Here is a 19,245-nt window from a genome sequence, read left to right as displayed (position 1 = left end):
TCCTTTACCAATCGACGGGGCGCGCAAGGCGCCCCGCGTTCTAAGCAGGCGGCGTGATGTTGAACAAATACCCTCTGTGGAAATACATCCTGATCCTGGCAGTGCTGGCGATCGGCTTTATTTATTCCGCACCCAATCTCTACCCTGATGACCCGGCTATTCAGGTCAGCGGCGCAAGCACCGCGCTGCAGGTCAATCAGGCTGATCTGGATCGCGTAAGCAAGGCGCTTACCGAGGCTGGCATCGCGGTCAAGGGCGCGTCTCTGGCCGAGAATGGCAAGGGCGGTTTGTTGCGTCTGACCAAACAGGAAGACCAGCTGCCAGCCAAGGATGTCGCGCGCAAGGCGCTGGGTGACGACTACGTCGTTGCACTGAACCTGGCACAGACCACGCCCAAGTGGCTGCGCAGCATTGGCGCAAGCCCGATGAAGCTGGGTCTGGACCTTTCCGGTGGCGTGCACTTCCTCCTTGAAGTCGACATGGACAAGGCCCTCAGCGCCCGTCTGAACGTCTACGAAGGCGAAGTGAAGAGTCTGCTGCGCAAGGAAAAACTGCGTTATCGCAGCCTGCCGCAAGACGGCAATGCCATTCAGCTGGGCTTCAGCGATACCGATTCTCGCGAACAGGCCCGTGCCCTGATCCGCAAGGATTACACCGATTTCGATATCACCATGAGCGATCGTGGCGAGATGCCGACCCTGCGTCTGGCCATGACTCAGGCCAAGATTGCCGAGATCCGCGAATACTCGATCAAACAGAACTTGACCACCGTACGTAACCGGGTCAACGAACTGGGCGTGGCCGAGCCACTGGTTCAGCGTCAGGGTGCCAACCGCATCGTGGTCGAGCTGCCAGGCGTGCAGGACACTGCTGAAGCCAAGCGTATTCTCGGCAAGACCGCCAACCTCGAGTTCCGTCTGGGCGCAGGTCCCGATGACTCCAAGGCCACCACCGAAATGTTCGAGTTCCGCGAAGGCGGTCGTCCGGCTGCGGCGGTTGAGCGCGGGCTGATCATCACCGGTGACCAGGTCACCGATGCCAAGGCGGGCTTCGACGAGCACGGCCGTCCACAAGTGAACATCAAACTCGATGGTCACGGTGGCGATCTGATGAGCCGTGCGACCCGCGCCAACGTCGGTCGCAGCATGGCGGTGATCTTCATCGAGCAAAAACCGACGACCACCTACACCAAACAGGTTGTGGATGGCGTCGAGAAAGACGTTCCGGTTCAGACCTTCAAGGAAGAGAAGAAGATCATCAGCCTGGCGACCATTCAGTCGCCGTTGGGTGCTCAATTCCGTATCACCGGTCTGAACGGTCAGGGCGAATCGTCGGAGCTTGCGCTGCTGCTGCGTGCCGGTGGTCTGGCGGCGCCGATGTACTTCGCTGAAGAACGTACCATTGGCCCGAGCCTGGGTGCCGACAACATCACCAAGGGTGTTCACGCATCCCTGTGGGGCATGCTGTTCGTGTCGCTGTTCATCCTCGCCATCTACCGCTTCTTCGGTCTGATCGCGACGGTCGCACTGGCCTTCAACATGGTCATGCTGCTGGCACTGATGTCGCTGCTGGGTGCAACGCTGACCCTGCCGGGTATCGCCGGTATCGTGCTGACGATGGGTATGGCGGTGGACGCCAACGTGCTGATCTTCTCGCGTATTCGTGAAGAGATCGCCAATGGCATGACCGTGCAACGTGCGATCAACGAAGGTTTCGACCGCGCCTATACCGCGATCCTCGACGCCAACCTGACGACGCTGCTGGTCGGCGGCATTCTCTTCGCCATGGGCACAGGCCCGGTGAAGGGTTTTGCGGTGACCATGTCGCTCGGGATCTTTACCTCGATGTTCACAGCCATCATGGTGACCCGCGCAATGGTCAACCTGATCTTCGGTGGTCGTGACTTCAAGAAGTTGTGGATTTAAGGGGCTGCCATGAAACGTACCATCAACTTCATGGGCGTTCGCAACGTTGCGTTCGCCGTCACCATGCTCCTCACCGTTCTGGCGTTGTTCAGCTGGTTCCATAAAGGGCTCAACTTCGGTCTGGACTTTACCGGCGGTACGCTGATCGAGCTGACTTACGAGCGCCCTGCCGATCTGGGCAAGGTTCGTGAGGAGCTGGTCGCTTCGGGTTATCACGAGGCCATCGTGCAGAGCTTCGGTGCTACCACCGACCTGCTCGTGCGTATGCCGGGTGAAGATCCACAGCTGGGTGCTCAGGTTGCCGAAGCGCTGCGCAAGACTGGCGCTGACAACCCTGTGACCGTCAAGCGCGTCGAATTCGTCGGCCCGCAGGTCGGTGAAGAGCTGCGCGACCAAGGCGGTATCGGCATGTTGCTCGCCTTGGGCGGCGTGCTGGTCTACCTGGCTTTCCGCTTCCAGTGGAAATTCGCGGTCGGCGCGATCGTCTCCCTGATCCACGACGTGGTCGTGACCATGGGTATCCTGTCGTTCTTCCAGGTGACGTTCGACCTGACGGTACTGGCAGCGGTGCTGGCGATCATCGGTTACTCGCTCAACGACACCATCGTGGTATTCGACCGGGTTCGTGAGAACTTCCGTCTGCTGCGCAAAGCATCGCTGATCGAGAACATCAACATTTCCACCACGCAGACGCTGCTGCGCACCATGGCGACTTCGATCTCCACGTTGCTGGCTATCGTCGCGCTGTGGATCTTCGGTGGCGACAGCCTGCACGGTTTCTCCGTTGCGCTGTTCATCGGTGTACTGGCCGGTACTTACTCCTCGATCTACATCGCCAACGTGGTGCTGATCTGGCTGAATCTGCGTTCCGAAGACCTGCTGCCACCTGTGACCACCGACAAGGTTGATGATCGTCCATAACGATTTCTCCTGACCGGTCATCCAGTCAAAAAGGCGCGAGTGTGAACTCGCGCCTTTTTTTGTGCTCCAAGGCTGGGAGTAGCGCGAGCAATTGCGCTGAATATGGTCAGGAGGTTCATGTGAACAAGTCGTTGCTAGTTGGTGCTGTATTGGGTGCTGTCGGTGTTACCGCCGGTGGTGCTTTGGCCACCTATAGCCTCGTAAAATCAAACGGCCCTGAGTACGCGGACGTACTGGCCGTCGAGCCTGTAAAAGAACAGATCAAAACCCCTCGTGAAGTGTGCAAAGACGTCGCGGTCACTCATCGCGCACCGGTCAAAGACCAGCACCAGATCGTGGGTAGTGTCATTGGTGCCGTAGCGGGTGGCCTGCTCGGTAACCAGGTGGGTGGCGGTAACGGCAAGAAGATCGCGACCGTGGCCGGTGCTGTCNACACGACCACTGAAACCCGCTGCAATACGGTCAATGACATCAGCGACAAAGTCGTTGGCTACAACGTGAAATACAAGTTGAACGACAAAGTCGGTCAGGTGCGCATGGATCGCGATCCAGGCAGCCAGATTCCGGTCAACAAGGATGGTCAGTTGGAGTTGAGCCAGGCTCAGTAAGCCCAGGTTTCAGTCCTCATCCAAGACACCCCTCTAGCAGGGGTGTTTTTTTGTCTGCGGTTCATGGATCTGACATGTGCCGGCTGCACTGACAAGAGTGGATATCTGGAAAGTATGGAGATGGTATTAACTATATATTTTTAATCGACAAACCCGCCGCGTAAGCTTTTCGGCGTGGCCTCCCGTGCGAGGGAGGCTGCGCAAACAAAACCAATAAAAATCAGCTTCGCCACGCGGGAATAAAAATGCATAAAAGCCCAGTTTCTCTTGGTCTCACGTCTGCTGCCCTCGGACTGAGCCTGACCTTCCCTGGCTTCGCCGAAGCCGACTTTTTCGAGGACAGCAAGGCTGATCTCGAACTTCGCAACTTCTACTTCAACAGCGACTACCGCCAAGACGGCGCCAGCCAGTCCAAGCGCGATGAATGGGCCCAGGGTCTGATCCTCAACTACGAGTCGGGGTTTACCGAAGGCACGGTCGGGTTCGGTGTCGACGCGATTGGCCTGTTTGGCCTGAAGCTGGATTCCAGCCCTGACCGCCGCAATACCGGGCTGTTGCCGGTCGGAGATGACAAGGCTCCGGATGATTACGGCCGTGCCGGTGTGACTGCCAAGGCGCGAATCTCCAAGAGTGTACTGCGAGTCGGTACGTTGCTGCCGAAATTGCCGACCGTGTTGCCCAACGATGGCCGTCTGTTGCCGCAGACCTTTCGTGGTGCGCAGGTGACGTCCAGAGACATAACCGACATGACCCTCAATGTCGGGCGGTTGACCAGCAACACTGAGCGCAACGACAGCGGCCATGAAGACATCGAAGCCGAAGGCAAAGGCATCAAGGGCGGCCGCCCGAGCGATAAGTTCGACTTCGCCAGTGCCAGCTACAACTGGACCAAGGGGCTGACTACGTCCTACAACTACGGCGGTCTGGAGAACAACTACAAGCAGCACATCGTGACTCTGGTTCACAACTTTCCGTTAGGCGAGTCGCAGTCGCTCAAGAGTGACCTGCGCTATGCGCGCTCGCTCAAGGACGGCAACACCAACGTCGACAACACGGCTGTTGGTGCGAAGTTCACCTACAGCGTCGCCGGACACGGCTTTGGCGCCGCCTATCAGCGCATGAATGGCGAGACCGGCTTTCCGCACCTCGCTGGCACCGACTCTTTCCTCGTTAACTACGTGATGATTTCTCCGGACTTCGCCAACCCGGAAGAGCGCTCATGGCAGGCCCGTTATGACTACGACTTTGCCGCTGTTGGCCTGCCCGGCCTGACGTTCATGACCCGCTACCTACAGGGCGATAATTTCGCGCGCGGCAATAAGGAGGGAACCGAATGGGAACGCAACACCGACATCGGTTACGTGTTCCAGAGCGGGGCATTGAAGAACCTCGAACTGAAGTGGCGCAACGGCACTTACCGCAGCAACGGCGGCAATAACATCGACCAGAACCGCGTCATCGTCAGCTNCTTCTGCATCATCCCGACAACGCTCACCCTCGGCACTCGCCGCAATGGAGCCTGAAAAATGCCAACAAGAAAGAACCTCATCCATCTGGCCGTCGTCTTTGCCCTGTTCAACAGCCACGGCGCGTATGCAGCGAATACCGCTGAACTGCCGTGCGCAACCACTGAACAGTGCGCTGCTCAGGCCGCAAAGATCGGCGCCACGGTCGACAAGTCCAAGGCCAAAGGCAACAAGGGCGAAAGCCAGTTTTCCTGGCTCAACCGCATCAACAAGGCCTCCATTGTCATGCTCACCGAGGAGGGCATCGTCAAGCCGGAGATGGGGCAGAAGATCGCCACCGGGGTGCGTTACGCCATCGATCAGGCGGACCAACCCAATGGCAAGCGCCCGAGCGACGTGCTTCAGCTTGAGCAGATCATGACCGACAAGATCGGCCCCGAAGCCTCGCTGATTCACTCGGGCCGCAGCCGTCAGGACATGCTCGCGACCTATCGTCTGGCCAAGCTGCGCGCCGACGTGCTGGCCTATAGCGAGGCCATGAACGCCACGCGTAAACGCCTGCTGGCTCTGGCCGACAAGAACATCGATACCCTGATTCCGGCTTACACCAATGGTGTTCAGGCGATGCCCATCAGCTATGCGCACTATCTGCTGGCGTTCGAGGCTTCGTTCGACCGTGACGGCCAGCGCATCCGTGAGTTGTATCAGCGTCTGAACCAGAGCCCGATGGGCACCGCTGTACTGGCGAATTCGGCTTATCCGTTGAATCGCGAGCGCATGGCCCAGTTGCTGGGCTTCGACGGTGTGCGGGAAAACTCACTGGATTCCAGCCAGGTCTCCACATACGACATTCCGATCGAGGCGGCGAACATTGCCTCCTCATCGGCCATTCGTGTCGGTGCGATGATTGGTGATATCCACACGCAATACCACCAGATTCGCCCATGGTTGCTGCTGGATGAAGAGAAGACCTATACCAGCAGCGCCATGCCGCAAAAGCGCAATCCCGGTCTGTTGATGCGCGCCCGTGAAAGCGCCTCTGATGTTGTCGGACTCGCTCAGGCTGTGACGTTGCGTGCGCACAACGTGACTACCGGGATGACTGACTACAAGTTCGCCTTCGACTCGCTGGGGGTGTTCGACTCAACCAAGGACATGTTTGGCGCCATGGATGCTGTGCTCGACGCGCTACAGGTCAATCCACAGCGCGCACGCGAAGAACTCGAGAATGAATGGACGACCTCGATGGAACTGGCGGACACGCTGGAGCGCACACAGAAGGTCCCGTTCCGTATCGGTCACAGCTTCGCTTCATTGATCGTCGAACAAGCGCGCAGTGAAGGCCTGACGCCGAAAACCTTCCCGTACGCCGATGCGCAAAAGCTCTTCACTCAAGCGGCGGACAAATACCAGTGGAAACAGAACACGCTGCCTCTGGATGAAGCGACATTCCGCGCTGCGCTGTCCCCGGAAAACATGGTCAAGACCCGCAAAGGCACAGGCGGTCCGCAGCCGGAGGAAGTCAAACGCATGCTGGTCGAAGCGCACAAGACGCTGGATGAGGATCAGGCGTGGCTGCAAGAGCGCCGGGAGAAGCTGACCCAGGCCGAAGGCAATCTTGATCGGGCATTCGAGAAGTTGCTGTCTTCAAAGGGCCAATAAGGATCGCCCTCTCTCTGTCCGGCTCGCTGGCGGTCATGACCTCAAAGGTCACACCGTCGGCCAGCCGGAGTCCTATACCCGCTTGCTTCGCGACGCGTCAAAAACCCCCTTCATTACCGGTCGATCCAGCGCATTCTGCCAGCTCGCAATCGCCAGGCATGCCACGCAATTGCCCAGAACGTTGGTTAACACCCGGCACTTCATCAGACGTTCGACTCCCAATAACAGACCGACGCTCTCCATTGGTACGAGGTGAAAAAGGTTCAGCGTTGCGATCAGCGTGAAAAAAGCCGAGCCCGCCATACTGGTGGAACCGAGCGATGTCACCCATGAAATCAGCAGCAACGTCAGCAGCTCGTTACTCGTCAGTTCAATCCCCGACATCTGCGCCAGAAACAGCACTGCCGTGATCAGGTAGATATTCGAGCCGCTGAGGTTGAACGTGTAGCCGGTAGTCAACACCAGACGGGTCAACTGCCGATCGCACCCCAATGCCTGCATCTTTTCGATCAGCCCAGGCAGCGCGGCAACGGAGGACCCGGTGAAAGTGACCAGCAGCAGTTCGTCCTTCAAATGAACGATCAGCCGCCAGAGAGGCGCGCCCGATACTTGGGCCACCGGCACCAATATGAGGACAACGAACGCGGCAGACGCCAGATACATCACTGCGACGAACTTGAGCAATGGCACCGTCGACGCTGGACCGAATCGCCCGATAGTGAAGGCAATTGCACCAAAGGCGGCGAGGGGCGCAAAGCGCAGTGCCATTTTCAGAATCTTGAACAGCAACCCCACTGACTTTTCCAGCAAAGCGCGCAGGGCCACGGCGTGTCGATGATTTTTTGCGCGACCGATAAAGGCACCTGCGACCAACCCGGCGAGCATGATCTGCAGTATCGGATTTTGCATCAGCGCACCGGTAAGTACCACGCGGACTGTCGACCATGAAAACTCACCGGTCGGCGTGCCTGTGCTCGTCACGTTGACGGGAGTGGCTGACGTGCTCGGTCCGATGCCGGCCCCGGGATGCAGCACCTCGGTGATCAAACAGCTCAGTGCTAGCGACAGCAGCGCCATGGTCTGGAAATAGATCAGCACCCTGCGTCCAAGGCCACCCTGTCTTACCTGCAAGCCGGCGACGCCTGAGGCGATCAGAAGAAACATCATGAACGGCATCAGCCAGCCGATGACACGAATGAATCCGTCGCTCAACGGCTTCATGTCGACGGCATGTTGGGGATCGAGCACGCCCAGCAACCCGCCACAGGCAATGGCCAGGAGGAGTTGCAGCGAGGAACTGCGCAGAAGCCGTATGGGCATCGGTGATCCGGATTTTCAGCGTATTTATTGTTATGAGCGTGCCTTGTCAGCGGCGCAAGGATTGGGCACGCTTGCCGGTCAATGTCGCCGCGACCGGGCGCCAATCATAAAACCTTGCTGCGGGATAGACCATCATGGAGCTTCGCCTTCTGCGCTATTTCGTCATGGTGGCCGAGGAGCGACATTTCACCCGCGCTGCCGCCCGCTTGAACATGCAGCAACCACCGCTGAGCCAGCAGATTCGTGCTCTGGAAGAGGAATTGGGATTCGACCTGTTCAAGCGTCATCCCAAGGGCGTGGATCTGACAGCGGGCGGGCTGGTCTTCCTGCAAGAAGCGCAGGACATTTTGGCGCGAGTCAAAGAGGGTTCGCTCAAGGCGTCTCGCGCTGCTCATGGCATTGAGGGGCAGTTGGGTATCGGGTTCACCAGTTCGGCTGCGGCTCACCCACTGATCCCGCGGATTATCCGTGCTTACCGCGAGCGTTATCCGGGCGTTGCCGTCTCATTGAAGGAAGGCAGCGCACAGAAGCTCACTGAGCTGACTGTCGATGGCGGCGTTGATGTCGGGATTTTGCGTGCACCCGTCAGTCGGCATCAAAGTATCGAATTTCATCGTCTGCTCAACGAGGAGATGCTGCTGACGTTGCCAGTCGGTCATCACTTGCTGGCGGGGCATGATGGTTCTGCTGGGGCTCCGTCGATTTCACTCGGTGATCTGCAGGCCGAACAATTCATTCTGGTTCGCAGGCCGGGCGCGCCCGGCATGTACGCCAATCTGATCAAGGCATGTCAGAACGCAGGCTTCGATCCGAAGATCGCTTTCGAAGTGGAACGCATGTTGACCAACGTCAGTCTCGTCGCTGCCGGTGCGGGGATTTCCATCGTGCCGGCATCCATGAAGGATGTGCACAAGGAGAGTGTCGTGTATTGCCGGATTGCCAACGCCAGGCCGCGCTTGCACGCGCCAATCACGCTGGTGTGCCGCAGCTTCAATCAACTGCCCCCACTGCAGAATTTCATAAGCCTGTCGCGGGAGTTGAGCGGCCGTAGAATTCTGGGTGGTTGAAGGTGCTTACATCGCGGGTGCCCATGACACTAACGCCCGGCATACGCAGGATCTGTAGCAGCACGGCTTGCCGGCGGTGGCGCTCGTGAGATCGATACCGCCGGCAAGCCGTGCTGCTACGGGCCTGATCCTGATGTGTCCAAGGCTAACTTCGCGGGCATAAAAAAAACCGGCACATGGCCGGTTTTTTTGCAGCTGGCGGAGCGTTAGCGCTTCAGCGAAGCTGGAACGAACGGAGCGATCGAAGTCAGAACCGCTTTGAAGCACTTGGTGTTGCCTGCGACGATGTGACCCTTCTCGAGGAAGTCATGCCCGCCGTTGAAGTCGCTGACCAGACCGCCTGCTTCCTGAATCAGCAGAGCGCCGGCGGCCATGTCCCATTCCGACAGACCCGACTCCCAGAACGCATCGAAACGACCGGCTGCAACGTAAGCCAGGTCCAGGCTCGCTGCGCCAGCGCGGCGGATACCGGCGGTCTGGCCAACCAGCGAACGGAACATGTTCAGGTAGTTTTCCAGGTTATCCAGCTGGTTTTCACGGAACGGGAAGCCGGTGCCGAGCAGGGCGCCTTCGAGGCTCTTGCGAGGGCTGACGCGCAGGCGACGACCATTCAGCTGAGCGCCGCGACCACGGCTGGCGGTGAATTCTTCCTGACGAACCGGATCCAGAACGACAGCGTGCTCCAGTCGGCCACGGTATTTGCAGGCGATGCTGACAGCGAAATGAGGAACGCCACGAACGAAGTTGGTGGTGCCATCCAGTGGGTCGATGACCCAAAGGTAATCGGCGCCTTCGCCGGTGCCTTCACGCAGACCGGTTTCTTCGCCGAGGATACCGTGAGTGGGGTAAGCCTTCAGCAGCGCATCAATGATGGTTTTTTCTGCGGCGCGATCGATTTCGGTTACGTAGTCTTTCGCGTCTTTTTCGTCGACCTTGATGGTATCCAGGCGCTCGATGGAGCGGAAAATCAATTCGCTGGCGCTGCGGGCGGCGCGCAGCGCGATATTCAGCATGGGCTGCATGGATGTATCACCTAGGTCGTTAAAGAGAGCCGGGCATTCTATGGGTTCTTGCTGACGATTTCCAGCGCGAGTGCAGCCTTTGCCATGCGTCCGGTCGCCTCATGACAAACGGATCCGTGCTGGTTAGGAGCCGCTTATCGGTGTATGTAGGTCCTGTCATGCAAGGGTTCATAGCCTTGAGCCCGGTGCTTCTGTAAGATTCGTCCCCCTTTTCACCTGCTAGTGAGATCACACCATTGCTGCAAAATATTCGTGTTGTCCTGGTCGGCACCAGTCACCCGGGAAATATCGGTGGCGCTGCTCGTGCCATGAAGAACATGGGGCTTTCGCGTCTGGTGCTGGTCGATCCGGCAAGCTTCCCGCATCACGAGGCTGACGCGCGCGCTTCGGGCGCAGGCGACATTCTGGAAGGCGCTCAAGTGGTCCCAACCCTGGAAGACGCGTTAGTGGGTTGCAATCTGGTGCTGGGCACCAGCGCCCGCGACCGCCGCATTCCCTGGCCGCTGCTGGACCCGCGTGAGGCGGGAATCAAAACGGTGGAACACGCCGCTCTCGGCGAAGAAATCGCATTGGTATTTGGCCGCGAGTACGCAGGTCTGACCAACGAAGAGTTGCAGCGCTGTCACTACCACGTGCACATCCCATCCGACCCTGAGTTCAGCTCGTTGAATCTGGCGGCGGCGGTGCAGGTCCTGAGTTACGAAACCCGTATGTCCTGGCTGGCTGCTGGCGGCCAGGCGACCAAGGTAGAGAAGTTCGAGGTCAATTCGGTGCGCAGTACCGAGCTCGCGACAATGGATGAGATGGAGAAATTCTATGAGCATCTGGAAGCGACTCTGGTCAACATCGGCTTCCTCGATCCGGAAAAGCCTCGTCACTTGATGGCCAGGTTGCGCCGGCTCTACGGACGCTCTGCGGTAAACCGATCTGAAATGAGCATTTTGCGTGGCATCCTCACCGAGACCCAGAAAGCGGCCAACGGCGAGCCCTACAAGCGGAAGGATCAGTGATGTTCGAGCGTCTGCGAGAAGATATTCAAAGTGTGTTTCATCGCGACCCGGCGGCCCGCAACGCATTCGAAGTGCTGACCTGCTATCCCGGCATGCACGCGATCTGGCTGCATCGTCTGTCTGGCTCGTTGTGGCGCAAGGACCTGAAATGGCCGGCGCGCATGGTCTCCAATTTCGGCCGCTGGTGGACGGGTATCGAGATCCATCCCGGCGCCAAAGTCGGCAGACGCTTCTTCATCGATCACGGCATGGGCATCGTCATTGGCGAGACCGCCGAAATTGGCGATGACGTGACGCTTTATCAGGGTGTCACGCTGGGCGGCACCAGTTGGAACAAAGGTAAGCGCCATCCAACGCTGGAATCCGGCGTGGTGGTGGGGGCGGGCGCCAAGGTGCTTGGGCCGTTTACCGTCGGCGCCGGGGCCAAGGTCGGCTCCAATGCCGTGGTGACCAAGCCGGTTCCGGCAGGGGCGACCGTGGTGGGCATTCCGGGCCGCATCATCGTCAAGTCCGATGAAACCGACGCCGAAGCCAAGCGCAAGGCGATGGCCGAGAAGATAGGCTTCGATGCGTATGGTGTCAGCGAGGACATGCCGGATCCGGTGGCCAAGGCGATCGGCCAGCTGCTCGACCATTTACAGGCGGTCGATGTGCGCATGGAGGACATGGGCAAGGCCTTGAAAAGCCTGGGTTGCGAGTACCGGGAGAAAGAGCTCCCGGAGCTGCACCAGGAAGTATTCGATTGCATCAAGGAGCGCAACGAGACCAAGGTCGGTCAAGGTATTTGACGCAAATGGCTCTAAAGGGGTCGTCCGGGCATGCCATTCGACTTGTGACTTTGCTATTATGCGGCCCGCTCTTTGCGGGTAATCCCGACTGTTTCACTAGGTCTTATAGTTGACTTAAATACTCGGGAATAGCATACTCGCCTTCATTCCGAACCTCCGCGGTACACGTCATGCGACTGACTACAAAGGGCCGATACGCCGTAACTGCCATGCTGGATCTGGCATTGCACGCGCAGCATGGGCCAGTGTCTCTGGCCGATATCTCCGAGCGGCAGGGGATTTCCCTTTCCTATCTCGAGCAACTGTTCGCCAAGCTGCGTCGCAGCAATCTGGTGTCCAGCGTGCGTGGGCCGGGCGGCGGCTATCAGCTGTCCCGTAACATGCAGGGTATTCAGGTGGCGCAGGTCATCGATGCGGTCAACGAATCCGTCGACGCGACGCGCTGCCAGGGGCTCGGTGATTGCCATGCTGGCGATACTTGTCTGACCCACCACTTGTGGTGCGATCTCAGCCAGCAGATTCACGAATTTCTAAGCGGTATCAGCCTGGCCGACCTCGTCACTCGCCGTGAAGTGCAGGAAGTCGCCCAACGTCAGGATCTGCGTCGTTGCAGCAACAAGACGCAGCAACTGGACAAGATTGAAACATCCGCCGTTGAGTGAACGCAGATGAACGCGCGGCGCGCCTGCCCGATAGGAGATATTCAATGAGATTGCCGATTTACCTCGATTATTCCGCGACGACCCCGGTCGATCCGCGTGTTGCGCAGAAAATGAGCGATTGCCTGCTGGTTGATGGCAATTTCGGTAACCCGGCTTCGCGCTCCCACGTTTTTGGCTGGAAAGCTGAAGAGTCAGTCGAGAACGCTCGCCGTCAGGTCGCTGACCTGGTCAACGCCGATCCTCGTGAAATCGTCTGGACCTCCGGTGCCACCGAGTCCGACAACCTGGCGATCAAAGGCGCGGCGCATTTCTATGCCAGCAAAGGCAAGCACCTGATCACCAGCAAGATCGAGCACAAAGCTGTCCTCGACACCATGCGCCAACTGGAGCGTGAAGGTTTCGAGGTCACCTATCTGGAGCCGACCGAAGACGGTCTGATCACTCCGGCCATGATCGAAGCGGTTCTGCGTGATGACACCATTCTGGTCTCGATCATGCACGTCAACAACGAAATCGGCACGGTCAACGACATCGCTGCAATTGGCGAGCTGACCCGTTCGCGCGGTGTGCTGTTCCATGTCGACGCTGCTCAGTCTACCGGCAAGGTCGAGATCGACTTGTCGAAGCTGAAGGTCGACATGATGTCCTTCTCCGCGCACAAGACTTACGGTCCGAAAGGTATCGGCGCGCTGTACGTCAGCCGCAAGCCTCGCGTTCGCATCGAAGCCACCATGCACGGTGGCGGTCATGAGCGTGGCATGCGTTCCGGCACCCTGGCCACTCACCAGATCGTCGGCATGGGCGAAGCGTTCCGTATCGCCAAAGAAGACATGGCCGCTGAAAACGTGCGTATCAAAGCGCTGAGCGACCGCTTCTATCAGCAGGTCGAACATCTGGAGGAGCTGTACGTCAATGGCAGTCTGACTGCTCGCGTACCGCACAACCTGAACCTGAGCTTCAACTATGTCGAAGGCGAGTCGCTGATCATGGCGCTCAAGGACCTGGCGGTCTCCTCCGGTTCCGCGTGCACCTCGGCTTCGCTTGAGCCTTCATACGTGCTGCGCGCCCTGGGTCGCAACGACGAGCTGGCGCACAGTTCTATCCGTTTCACCTTCGGTCGCTTCACTACTGAAGAAGAGATCGATTGGGCCGCGCAGAAAGTTTGCGAGGCTGTCACCAAGCTGCGCGCTTTGTCGCCGCTGTGGGACATGTTCAAAGACGGCGTCGACATCTCCAAGATCGAGTGGGCGGCGCACTAATTTAAAGTCGCCACCAACGCGGCGCTTTAAAAACCTGCTTTGGTAGTTTTTAGAGTGTCGCCAGAGCGACGAACCTGATGAGGAATACGCACCATGGCTTACAGCGAAAAGGTCATCGACCACTACGAGAACCCGCGCAACGTCGGCAAGATGAACGCGGAAGATCCTGATGTCGGCACCGGCATGGTCGGCGCTCCAGCGTGCGGCGACGTCATGCGCCTGCAGATCAAGGTCAACGAGCAAGGCATCATCGAAGACGCCAAGTTCAAGACCTACGGCTGCGGTTCGGCTATCGCCTCCAGCTCCCTGGCCACCGAGTGGATGAAGGGCAAGACTCTGGATGAAGCAGAGACCATCAAGAACACTCAGCTGGCAGAAGAACTGGCATTGCCGCCCGTGAAGATTCACTGCTCGGTACTCGCTGAGGACGCCATCAAGGCTGCCGTTCGCGATTACAAGCTGAAGAAAGGCCTGCTCTGAGCAGTCTTCATCCCGCTTGCAAGAAGTAAGGAGTCCTGATGGCTATCAGCATGACCGAAGCTGCCGCTAACCACGTGCGTCGTTCCCTCGAGGGGCGCGGCAAGGGTGATGGCATTCGTCTGGGTGTTCGCACCACAGGTTGTTCCGGCCTGGCGTACGTTCTCGAGTTCGTCGACGAGCCGGAAAGCGAAGACTCGGTTTTCGAATACCATGGCGTCAAGGTGATCATCGATCCCAAGAGCCTGGTTTACCTGGACGGCACCGAGCTCGATTTCGTCAAGGAAGGGTTGAACGAAGGCTTCAAGTTCAACAACCCCAACTCGCGCGGTGAATGTGGCTGCGGCGAAAGCTTCAACGTCTGAGGCTTATCGTGGGTACTCCTTGTCATTTCGCTTTATTCGATCTGCAGCCGGGTTTCCGTCTGGATCTCGACTTGCTGGCGACGCGGTATCGCGAGCTCGCCCGTAGCGTGCACCCCGACCGCTTCGCTGATGCTTCCGAGCGTGAGCAGCGTGTTGCGCTGGAGCGCTCGGCGAGCCTGAACGACGCCTACCAGACGCTGAAAAACGCGCCCAAGCGGGCGCGTTATCTGTTGGCGCTCAAGGGCGAAGTTCCGCTTGAAGTCACCGTGCATGACCCCGATTTTCTGATGCAGCAGATGCAATGGCGCGAAGAACTCGAGGACCTGCAGGACGAAGCAGATCTGGATGGCGTCGCCGCATTCAAGCGTCGGCTCAAGGTTGCGCAGGAAGAACTGAACGAAAGCTTCGCGGCCTGTTGGGACGATGCTGCACAGCGTGAGCAGGCCGAAAGGTTGATGCGCCGCATGCAGTTCCTCGACAAGCTCTCTTACGAAGTGCGCCAGCTGGAAGAGCGCCTCGACGATTAACCCCGCGCCGCCCTTGGGCGGCGCGCCAGTGATATCAGAAAAGCAATGGCTCTACTGCAGATCGCCGAACCCGGCCAAAGTCCAAAACCTCATCAGCGCCGTCTGGCCGTCGGGATTGACCTCGGCACCACCAACTCGCTGGTCGCTGCGTTGCGCAGTGGCATCAGTGAGCCCCTTCCTGATCAGGACGGGCAGGTCATTCTGCCGTCCGCGGTGCGTTATCACGCAGACCGCGTGGAAGTAGGCCAGTCCGCCAAGGATGCAGCCGCCACCGACCCGCTGAACACCATCATTTCGGTCAAGCGTTTGATGGGGCGCGGCATCTCCGATGTGAAGCATCTGGGTGAGCAACTGCCTTACCGCTTCATCGGCGGTGAGTCACATATGCCTTTCATCGAGACCGTTCAAGGTCCGAAAAGCCCGGTTGAAGTGTCGGCGGACATCCTCAAGGTGTTGCGCCAGCGTGCTGAAGCGACCCTGGGTGGCGATCTGGTCGGTGCAGTGATCACCGTTCCGGCGTATTTCGACGACGCTCAGCGCCAGGCCACCAAGGATGCCGCCAAGCTGGCGGGTCTGACCGTGCTGCGTTTGCTCAACGAGCCAACGGCAGCCGCCGTGGCTTATGGTCTTGATCAGAACGCTGAGGGCGTAGTCGCCATCTACGATCTGGGAGGCGGTACGTTCGATATCTCGATTCTCCGTCTGACTGGCGGTGTCTTCGAAGTCATGGCCACCGGCGGCGACAGCGCACTGGGTGGCGACGATTTCGACCATGCCATTGCCAGCTGGATCATCACTGAGGCCGGTTTGTCGGAAGACCTCGATCCTTCTGCACAGCGCAGTCTGATGCAGACCGCCTGTGCCGCCAAAGAAGCGCTCACCGACACCGATTCGGTCGAGGTGGTGCATGGCGCCTGGACGGGCGTGCTGACTCGCGCTGAGTTCAATGCCCTGATCGAACCCATGATCGCGCGCAGCCTCAAGGCTTGCCGCCGCGCCGTGCGTGATTGCGGCATCGAGCTGGATGAGGTCGAAGCCGTGGTCATGGTTGGCGGTTCGACCCGCGTGCCGCGCGTGCGTGAAGCCGTTGCAGATCTGTTCGGTCGTCAGCCTCTGACCGAGATCGATCCGGATCAGGTTGTCGCCATTGGCGCAGCAATTCAGGCCGATACCCTGGCGGGCAACAAGCGTGACGGCGGCGAGCTGTTGTTGCTGGACGTGATCCCGCTGTCGCTCGGTCTTGAGACCATGGGTGGGCTGATGGAGAAGGTGATCCCACGCAACACCACGATTCCGGTGGCCCGCGCTCAAGAGTTCACCACTTATAAAGACGGCCAGTCGGCCATGATGATTCACGTGCTGCAAGGCGAGCGTGAGCTGATCAGCGACTGCCGCTCCCTGGCACGTTTCGATCTGCGCGGGATTCCCGCGATGGTCGCCGGCGCCGCCAAGATTCGTGTCACCTTCCAGGTCGATGCCGACGGTCTGCTGAGCGTTTCCGCTCGTGAATTGGCGTCCGGCGTGGAATCAAGCATCCAGGTCAAGCCGTCCTACGGCCTGACCGACGGCGAAATCGCGCGCATGCTCAAGGATTCGTTCCAGTATGCCGGCGACGACAAGGTCGCTCGCGTGTTGCGTGAGCAGCAAGTCGACGCCCAGCGTCTGATCGAAGCCGTCGAAGGTGCGCTGCAGGCCGACGGCGAGCGTTTGCTCGACGCCGAAGAGCGCATGGTCATCGAGATGCAGGTCGACGAACTCCGTGAATTGATGAAGGGCACCGACGGTGCGGCCATCGAGCAGCAGACCAAGCGTCTGTCGCAGGTGACCGATGCGTTCGCGGCCCGCCGCCTGGACTCGACGGTAAAAGCCGCGTTGTCAGGGCGCAACCTGAATGAGATTGAGGAATAACTGATGCCGCAGGTCATTTTTCTGCCACACGCCGAGCATTGCCCGGACGGTATGGTTGTCGAGGCCGAAACCGGCAAGTCCATTCTCGAAGTGGCACATGACAATCACATCGAAATCGAGAGCGCCTGCGGCGGTGTCTGCGCCTGCACCACCTGTCACTGCATCATTCGCGAGGGTTTCAACTCGCTGGAAGAGGCCGACGAGCTGGAAGAGGACTATCTTGATCGAGCCTGGGGCCTGGAGGCGCAATCGCGTCTGTCGTGCCAGGCGAAGGTCGGGACCGAAGACCTGACTGTCGAGATCCCGAAATATTCGCTCAACCATGCAGCCGAAGCGCCGCACTGACCGAGGGATTGTCATGAGCTACGGTTGGAATGATGTACAGCGCATCGCTGAGGAATTGTACGAGGCCCATCCGGATACTGATCCGTATTCGGTCGGCTTCGTCAAACTGCAACAGATGATCCAGCAACTGCCCGATTTCGACGACACCTCCGGCAGGGTCGGGGAGAAGGTGCTGGAAGCGGTTCAGACCCTTTGGGCCGCTGAAATAGACTGATCATCTTTGCACGTTAGGCAATACACCAGAACCCGCGTATAATTCGCGGGTTTAATTTTTCGCAACAATCACTGTTTCTGGAGTTACACCATGGCTGTTCAACGTACTTTCTCGATCATCAAGCCTGACGCCGTTGCTAAAAACGTAATCGGCGAAATCACCACCCGCTTCGAAAAAGCCGGTCTGCGTGTTGTGGCTTCGAAACTGAAGCAACTGTCCAAGGCCGAAGCAGAAGGTTTCTACGCTGAGCACAGCGCCCGTGGTTTCTTCGGCGATCTGGTTGCTTTCATGACTTCCGGTCCGGTTGTCGTTCAGGTTCTGGAAGGTGAAAACGCCATCCTGAAAAACCGCGAACTGATGGGCGCTACCAACCCTAAAGAAGCTGCTGCCGGCACCATCCGTGCTGACTTCGCCGAGTCCATCGACGCCAACGCTGTTCACGGCTCTGACTCCGAAGCTGCCGCTGCTCGCGAAATCGCTTACTTCTTCGCTGCTACCGAGGTGACCACTCGCTAAGCTGCTGCTGCGAGTGAGGGTGAATCCATGACTGATACAACTGGCAAAATCAACCTGTTGGGTCTGACCCAGCCGGAAATGGAAAAATTCTTCGAGTCCATCGGGGAGAAACGCTTCCGCGCCGGTCAGGTCATGAAGTGGATTCACCATTTTGGCGTCGATAATTTCGAGGCCATGACGAACGTCGGCAAGGCGCTGCGCGAAAAGCTCGAGCGCCGTGCCGAAATTCGTGGTCCTGAAGTCGTCAGCGAGGACATCTCCACCGACGGTACCCGCAAATGGGTCGTTCGAGTGGCGTCCGGCAGCTGCGTCGAGACCGTCTACATTCCGCAGGGCAAGCGCGGCACATTGTGCGTTTCGTCCCAGGCGGGCTGCGCGCTGGATTGCAGTTTCTGCTCAACTGGCAAGCAAGGCTTCAACAGCAACCTCACCGCCGCCGAAGTCATCGGTCAGGTGTGGATTGCCAACAAATCCTTCGGCAGTGTCCCGGCCACCATCGACCGTGCCATCACCAACGTGGTGATGATGGGGATGGGCGAGCCATTGCTGAACTTCGACAATGTCATTTCTGCGATGCATCTGATGATGGATGACTTCGGGTATGGCATTTCCAAGCGCCGGGTGACCCTGTCCACCTCCGGCGTGGTCCCGATGATCGATGAGCTGGCCAAGCACATCGACGTCTCGCTGGCCCTTTCGCTGCACGCGCCAAACGACGCGCTGCGCAACCAGCTGGTACCGATCAACAAGAAGTACCCCTTGAAGATGCTGCTCGAGTCCTGCCGCAATTACATGTCGGCGCTGGGCGAGAAGCGTGTTCTGACCATCGAGTACACGCTGCTCAAGGACATCAACGACCGTCCAGAGCACGCCGTCGAGATGATCGAGTTGCTCAAGTATACGCCTTGCAAGATCAACCTGATCCCGTTCAACCCGTTTCCGCATTCGGGTTACGAGCGTCCGAGCAACAACGCGATCCGTCGCTTCCAGGATCTGCTGCATCAAGCGGGGTACAACGTCACCGTGCGTACGACGCGTGGTGAGGACATCGATGCTGCCTGCGGCCAGTTGGTCGGGCAGGTAATGGACCGCACTCGCCGCAGCGAACGCTACATCGCTGTGCGCGAGCTCAGTGCCGAGGCCGAAGGCGCTCAGGTCACTGCGGCTCGCAGCTGATTGCGAA

The 19,245-nt window shown here is 58.8% G+C and carries 18 protein-coding genes and 3 pseudogenes; 19 read left to right on the top strand and 2 right to left on the bottom strand.

Annotation, left to right across the window (positions count from 1 at the left end; genetic code table 11):
* The first annotated feature begins 56 nt into the window (after positions 1 to 56).
* From secD to D3M70_RS10290, 6 genes and pseudogenes are all read left to right on the top strand, one after another.
* Entirely contained in the window at positions 57 to 1,925 is a 1,869-nt protein-coding gene (gene secD / locus D3M70_RS10310) for a protein translocase subunit SecD (protein ID WP_120125653.1), read from the top strand.
* A 9-nt stretch (positions 1,926 to 1,934) separates the two neighbouring features.
* The gene (gene secF / locus D3M70_RS10305) at positions 1,935 to 2,846 is read left to right on the top strand and encodes a protein translocase subunit SecF (RefSeq protein WP_120125652.1); all 912 of its coding nucleotides are present in this window, start codon (positions 1,935 to 1,937) and stop codon (positions 2,844 to 2,846) included.
* A gap of 119 nt (positions 2,847 to 2,965) precedes the next feature.
* Positions 2,966 to 3,277: pseudogene (locus tag D3M70_RS33005) on the top strand (glycine zipper 2TM domain-containing protein); the annotation flags it as partial.
* Between the two features lies 1 nt (position 3,278).
* A pseudogene (locus D3M70_RS33000) lies at positions 3,279 to 3,454 on the top strand (hypothetical protein); the annotation flags it as partial.
* 245 nt (positions 3,455 to 3,699) lie between these two features.
* Positions 3,700 to 4,921: pseudogene (locus D3M70_RS10295) on the top strand (OprD family porin); the annotation flags it as partial.
* 59 nt (positions 4,922 to 4,980) lie between these two features.
* Complete coding sequence (locus tag D3M70_RS10290; RefSeq protein WP_120125649.1) at positions 4,981 to 6,582, top strand: argininosuccinate lyase; 1,602 nt, start codon at positions 4,981 to 4,983, stop codon at positions 6,580 to 6,582.
* 72 nt (positions 6,583 to 6,654) lie between these two features.
* Here the strand turns inward: D3M70_RS10290 and D3M70_RS10285 are convergent, their stop codons facing one another.
* Positions 6,655 to 7,902, bottom strand: coding sequence for a cation:dicarboxylate symporter family transporter (locus tag D3M70_RS10285; protein ID WP_120125648.1), 1,248 nt, complete (start codon positions 7,900 to 7,902; stop codon positions 6,655 to 6,657).
* A 134-nt stretch (positions 7,903 to 8,036) separates the two neighbouring features.
* Here D3M70_RS10285 and D3M70_RS10280 point away from each other — a divergent pair, with 134 nt between their 5' ends.
* A complete protein-coding gene (locus tag D3M70_RS10280; RefSeq protein WP_120125647.1) occupies positions 8,037 to 8,969 on the top strand; it encodes a LysR family transcriptional regulator in 933 nt (310 codons plus the stop codon).
* Between the two features lie 206 nt (positions 8,970 to 9,175).
* Here D3M70_RS10280 and suhB read toward each other — a convergent pair whose 3' ends face one another.
* A complete protein-coding gene (gene suhB / locus D3M70_RS10275; protein ID WP_120125646.1) occupies positions 9,176 to 9,991 on the bottom strand; it encodes an inositol-phosphate phosphatase in 816 nt (271 codons plus the stop codon).
* Between the two features lie 236 nt (positions 9,992 to 10,227).
* On the opposite strand from suhB, the gene trmJ reads away from it, so the two are divergent.
* From trmJ to rlmN, 12 genes are all read left to right on the top strand, one after another.
* Positions 10,228 to 11,001, top strand: a complete 774-nt coding sequence (trmJ, locus tag D3M70_RS10270; RefSeq protein WP_120125645.1) for a tRNA (cytosine(32)/uridine(32)-2'-O)-methyltransferase TrmJ — start codon at positions 10,228 to 10,230, stop codon at positions 10,999 to 11,001.
* Positions 11,001 to 11,789, top strand: coding sequence for a serine O-acetyltransferase (cysE, locus tag D3M70_RS10265; RefSeq protein WP_120125644.1), 789 nt, complete (start codon positions 11,001 to 11,003; stop codon positions 11,787 to 11,789). Before trmJ ends, cysE begins: the two co-directional genes overlap by 1 nt.
* 170 nt (positions 11,790 to 11,959) lie before the next feature.
* On the top strand, positions 11,960 to 12,451 hold the full coding sequence (gene iscR, locus D3M70_RS10260) for a Fe-S cluster assembly transcriptional regulator IscR (RefSeq protein ID WP_120125643.1): 492 nt from the start codon (positions 11,960 to 11,962) through the stop codon (positions 12,449 to 12,451).
* 44 nt (positions 12,452 to 12,495) lie between these two features.
* Positions 12,496 to 13,710 (top strand): IscS subfamily cysteine desulfurase, encoded by a 1,215-nt coding sequence (locus tag D3M70_RS10255; protein WP_120125642.1) that lies wholly within the window; start codon positions 12,496 to 12,498, stop codon positions 13,708 to 13,710.
* A 93-nt stretch (positions 13,711 to 13,803) separates the two neighbouring features.
* A complete protein-coding gene (gene iscU, locus D3M70_RS10250; protein ID WP_037012495.1) occupies positions 13,804 to 14,190 on the top strand; it encodes a Fe-S cluster assembly scaffold IscU in 387 nt (128 codons plus the stop codon).
* A gap of 38 nt (positions 14,191 to 14,228) precedes the next feature.
* On the top strand, positions 14,229 to 14,552 hold the full coding sequence (gene iscA, locus D3M70_RS10245) for an iron-sulfur cluster assembly protein IscA (protein ID WP_074752840.1): 324 nt from the start codon (positions 14,229 to 14,231) through the stop codon (positions 14,550 to 14,552).
* 8 nt (positions 14,553 to 14,560) lie between these two features.
* Entirely contained in the window at positions 14,561 to 15,079 is a 519-nt protein-coding gene (gene hscB, locus D3M70_RS10240; RefSeq protein WP_120125641.1) for a co-chaperone HscB, read from the top strand.
* Positions 15,080 to 15,124: 45 nt separating this feature from the next.
* The gene (gene hscA / locus D3M70_RS10235; protein WP_120125640.1) at positions 15,125 to 16,987 is read left to right on the top strand and encodes a Fe-S protein assembly chaperone HscA; all 1,863 of its coding nucleotides are present in this window, start codon (positions 15,125 to 15,127) and stop codon (positions 16,985 to 16,987) included.
* Positions 16,988 to 16,990: 3 nt separating this feature from the next.
* On the top strand, positions 16,991 to 17,332 hold the full coding sequence (gene fdx / locus D3M70_RS10230) for an ISC system 2Fe-2S type ferredoxin (protein WP_062383494.1): 342 nt from the start codon (positions 16,991 to 16,993) through the stop codon (positions 17,330 to 17,332).
* A gap of 13 nt (positions 17,333 to 17,345) precedes the next feature.
* Positions 17,346 to 17,546 carry a Fe-S cluster assembly protein IscX gene (iscX, locus tag D3M70_RS10225; protein WP_074752837.1) on the top strand — a complete coding sequence of 67 codons (201 nt, stop codon included), beginning with the start codon at positions 17,346 to 17,348 and terminating at the stop codon, positions 17,544 to 17,546.
* Positions 17,547 to 17,636: 90 nt separating this feature from the next.
* Positions 17,637 to 18,062 (top strand): nucleoside-diphosphate kinase, encoded by a 426-nt coding sequence (gene ndk / locus D3M70_RS10220; protein WP_120125639.1) that lies wholly within the window; start codon positions 17,637 to 17,639, stop codon positions 18,060 to 18,062.
* Between the two features lie 27 nt (positions 18,063 to 18,089).
* Positions 18,090 to 19,238, top strand: a complete 1,149-nt coding sequence (gene rlmN, locus D3M70_RS10215) for a 23S rRNA (adenine(2503)-C(2))-methyltransferase RlmN (RefSeq protein WP_120125638.1) — start codon at positions 18,090 to 18,092, stop codon at positions 19,236 to 19,238.
* Positions 19,239 to 19,245 lie beyond the last annotated feature (7 nt).

It is taken from the genome of Pseudomonas sp. LS-2, from assembly GCF_003605735.1.
Lineage (GTDB): Bacteria > Pseudomonadota > Gammaproteobacteria > Pseudomonadales > Pseudomonadaceae > Aquipseudomonas.
The sequence above is the reverse complement of the archived record's forward strand: the minus strand, read 5'-3'. Positions and strand labels throughout refer to the sequence as shown.

What these genes read in the sequence shown, in the direction of transcription:
- secD (WP_120125653.1), top strand. Translation starts at nt 57, where the DNA reads ATGTTGAACAAATACCCTCTGTGGAAATACATCCTGATCCTGGCAGTG.
- secF (WP_120125652.1), top strand. Translation starts at nt 1,935, where the DNA reads ATGAAACGTACCATCAACTTCATGGGCGTTCGCAACGTTGCGTTCGCC.
- D3M70_RS10290 (WP_120125649.1), top strand. Translation starts at nt 4,981, where the DNA reads ATGCCAACAAGAAAGAACCTCATCCATCTGGCCGTCGTCTTTGCCCTG.
- D3M70_RS10285 (WP_120125648.1), bottom strand. Translation starts at nt 7,902, where the DNA reads ATGCCCATACGGCTTCTGCGCAGTTCCTCGCTGCAACTCCTCCTGGCC.
- D3M70_RS10280 (WP_120125647.1), top strand. Translation starts at nt 8,037, where the DNA reads ATGGAGCTTCGCCTTCTGCGCTATTTCGTCATGGTGGCCGAGGAGCGA.
- suhB (WP_120125646.1), bottom strand. Translation starts at nt 9,991, where the DNA reads ATGCAGCCCATGCTGAATATCGCGCTGCGCGCCGCCCGCAGCGCCAGC.
- cysE (WP_120125644.1), top strand. Translation starts at nt 11,001, where the DNA reads ATGTTCGAGCGTCTGCGAGAAGATATTCAAAGTGTGTTTCATCGCGAC.
- iscR (WP_120125643.1), top strand. Translation starts at nt 11,960, where the DNA reads ATGCGACTGACTACAAAGGGCCGATACGCCGTAACTGCCATGCTGGAT.
- D3M70_RS10255 (WP_120125642.1), top strand. Translation starts at nt 12,496, where the DNA reads ATGAGATTGCCGATTTACCTCGATTATTCCGCGACGACCCCGGTCGAT.
- iscU (WP_037012495.1), top strand. Translation starts at nt 13,804, where the DNA reads ATGGCTTACAGCGAAAAGGTCATCGACCACTACGAGAACCCGCGCAAC.
- iscA (WP_074752840.1), top strand. Translation starts at nt 14,229, where the DNA reads ATGGCTATCAGCATGACCGAAGCTGCCGCTAACCACGTGCGTCGTTCC.
- hscA (WP_120125640.1), top strand. Translation starts at nt 15,125, where the DNA reads ATGGCTCTACTGCAGATCGCCGAACCCGGCCAAAGTCCAAAACCTCAT.
- fdx (WP_062383494.1), top strand. Translation starts at nt 16,991, where the DNA reads ATGCCGCAGGTCATTTTTCTGCCACACGCCGAGCATTGCCCGGACGGT.
- iscX (WP_074752837.1), top strand. Translation starts at nt 17,346, where the DNA reads ATGAGCTACGGTTGGAATGATGTACAGCGCATCGCTGAGGAATTGTAC.
- ndk (WP_120125639.1), top strand. Translation starts at nt 17,637, where the DNA reads ATGGCTGTTCAACGTACTTTCTCGATCATCAAGCCTGACGCCGTTGCT.
- rlmN (WP_120125638.1), top strand. Translation starts at nt 18,090, where the DNA reads ATGACTGATACAACTGGCAAAATCAACCTGTTGGGTCTGACCCAGCCG.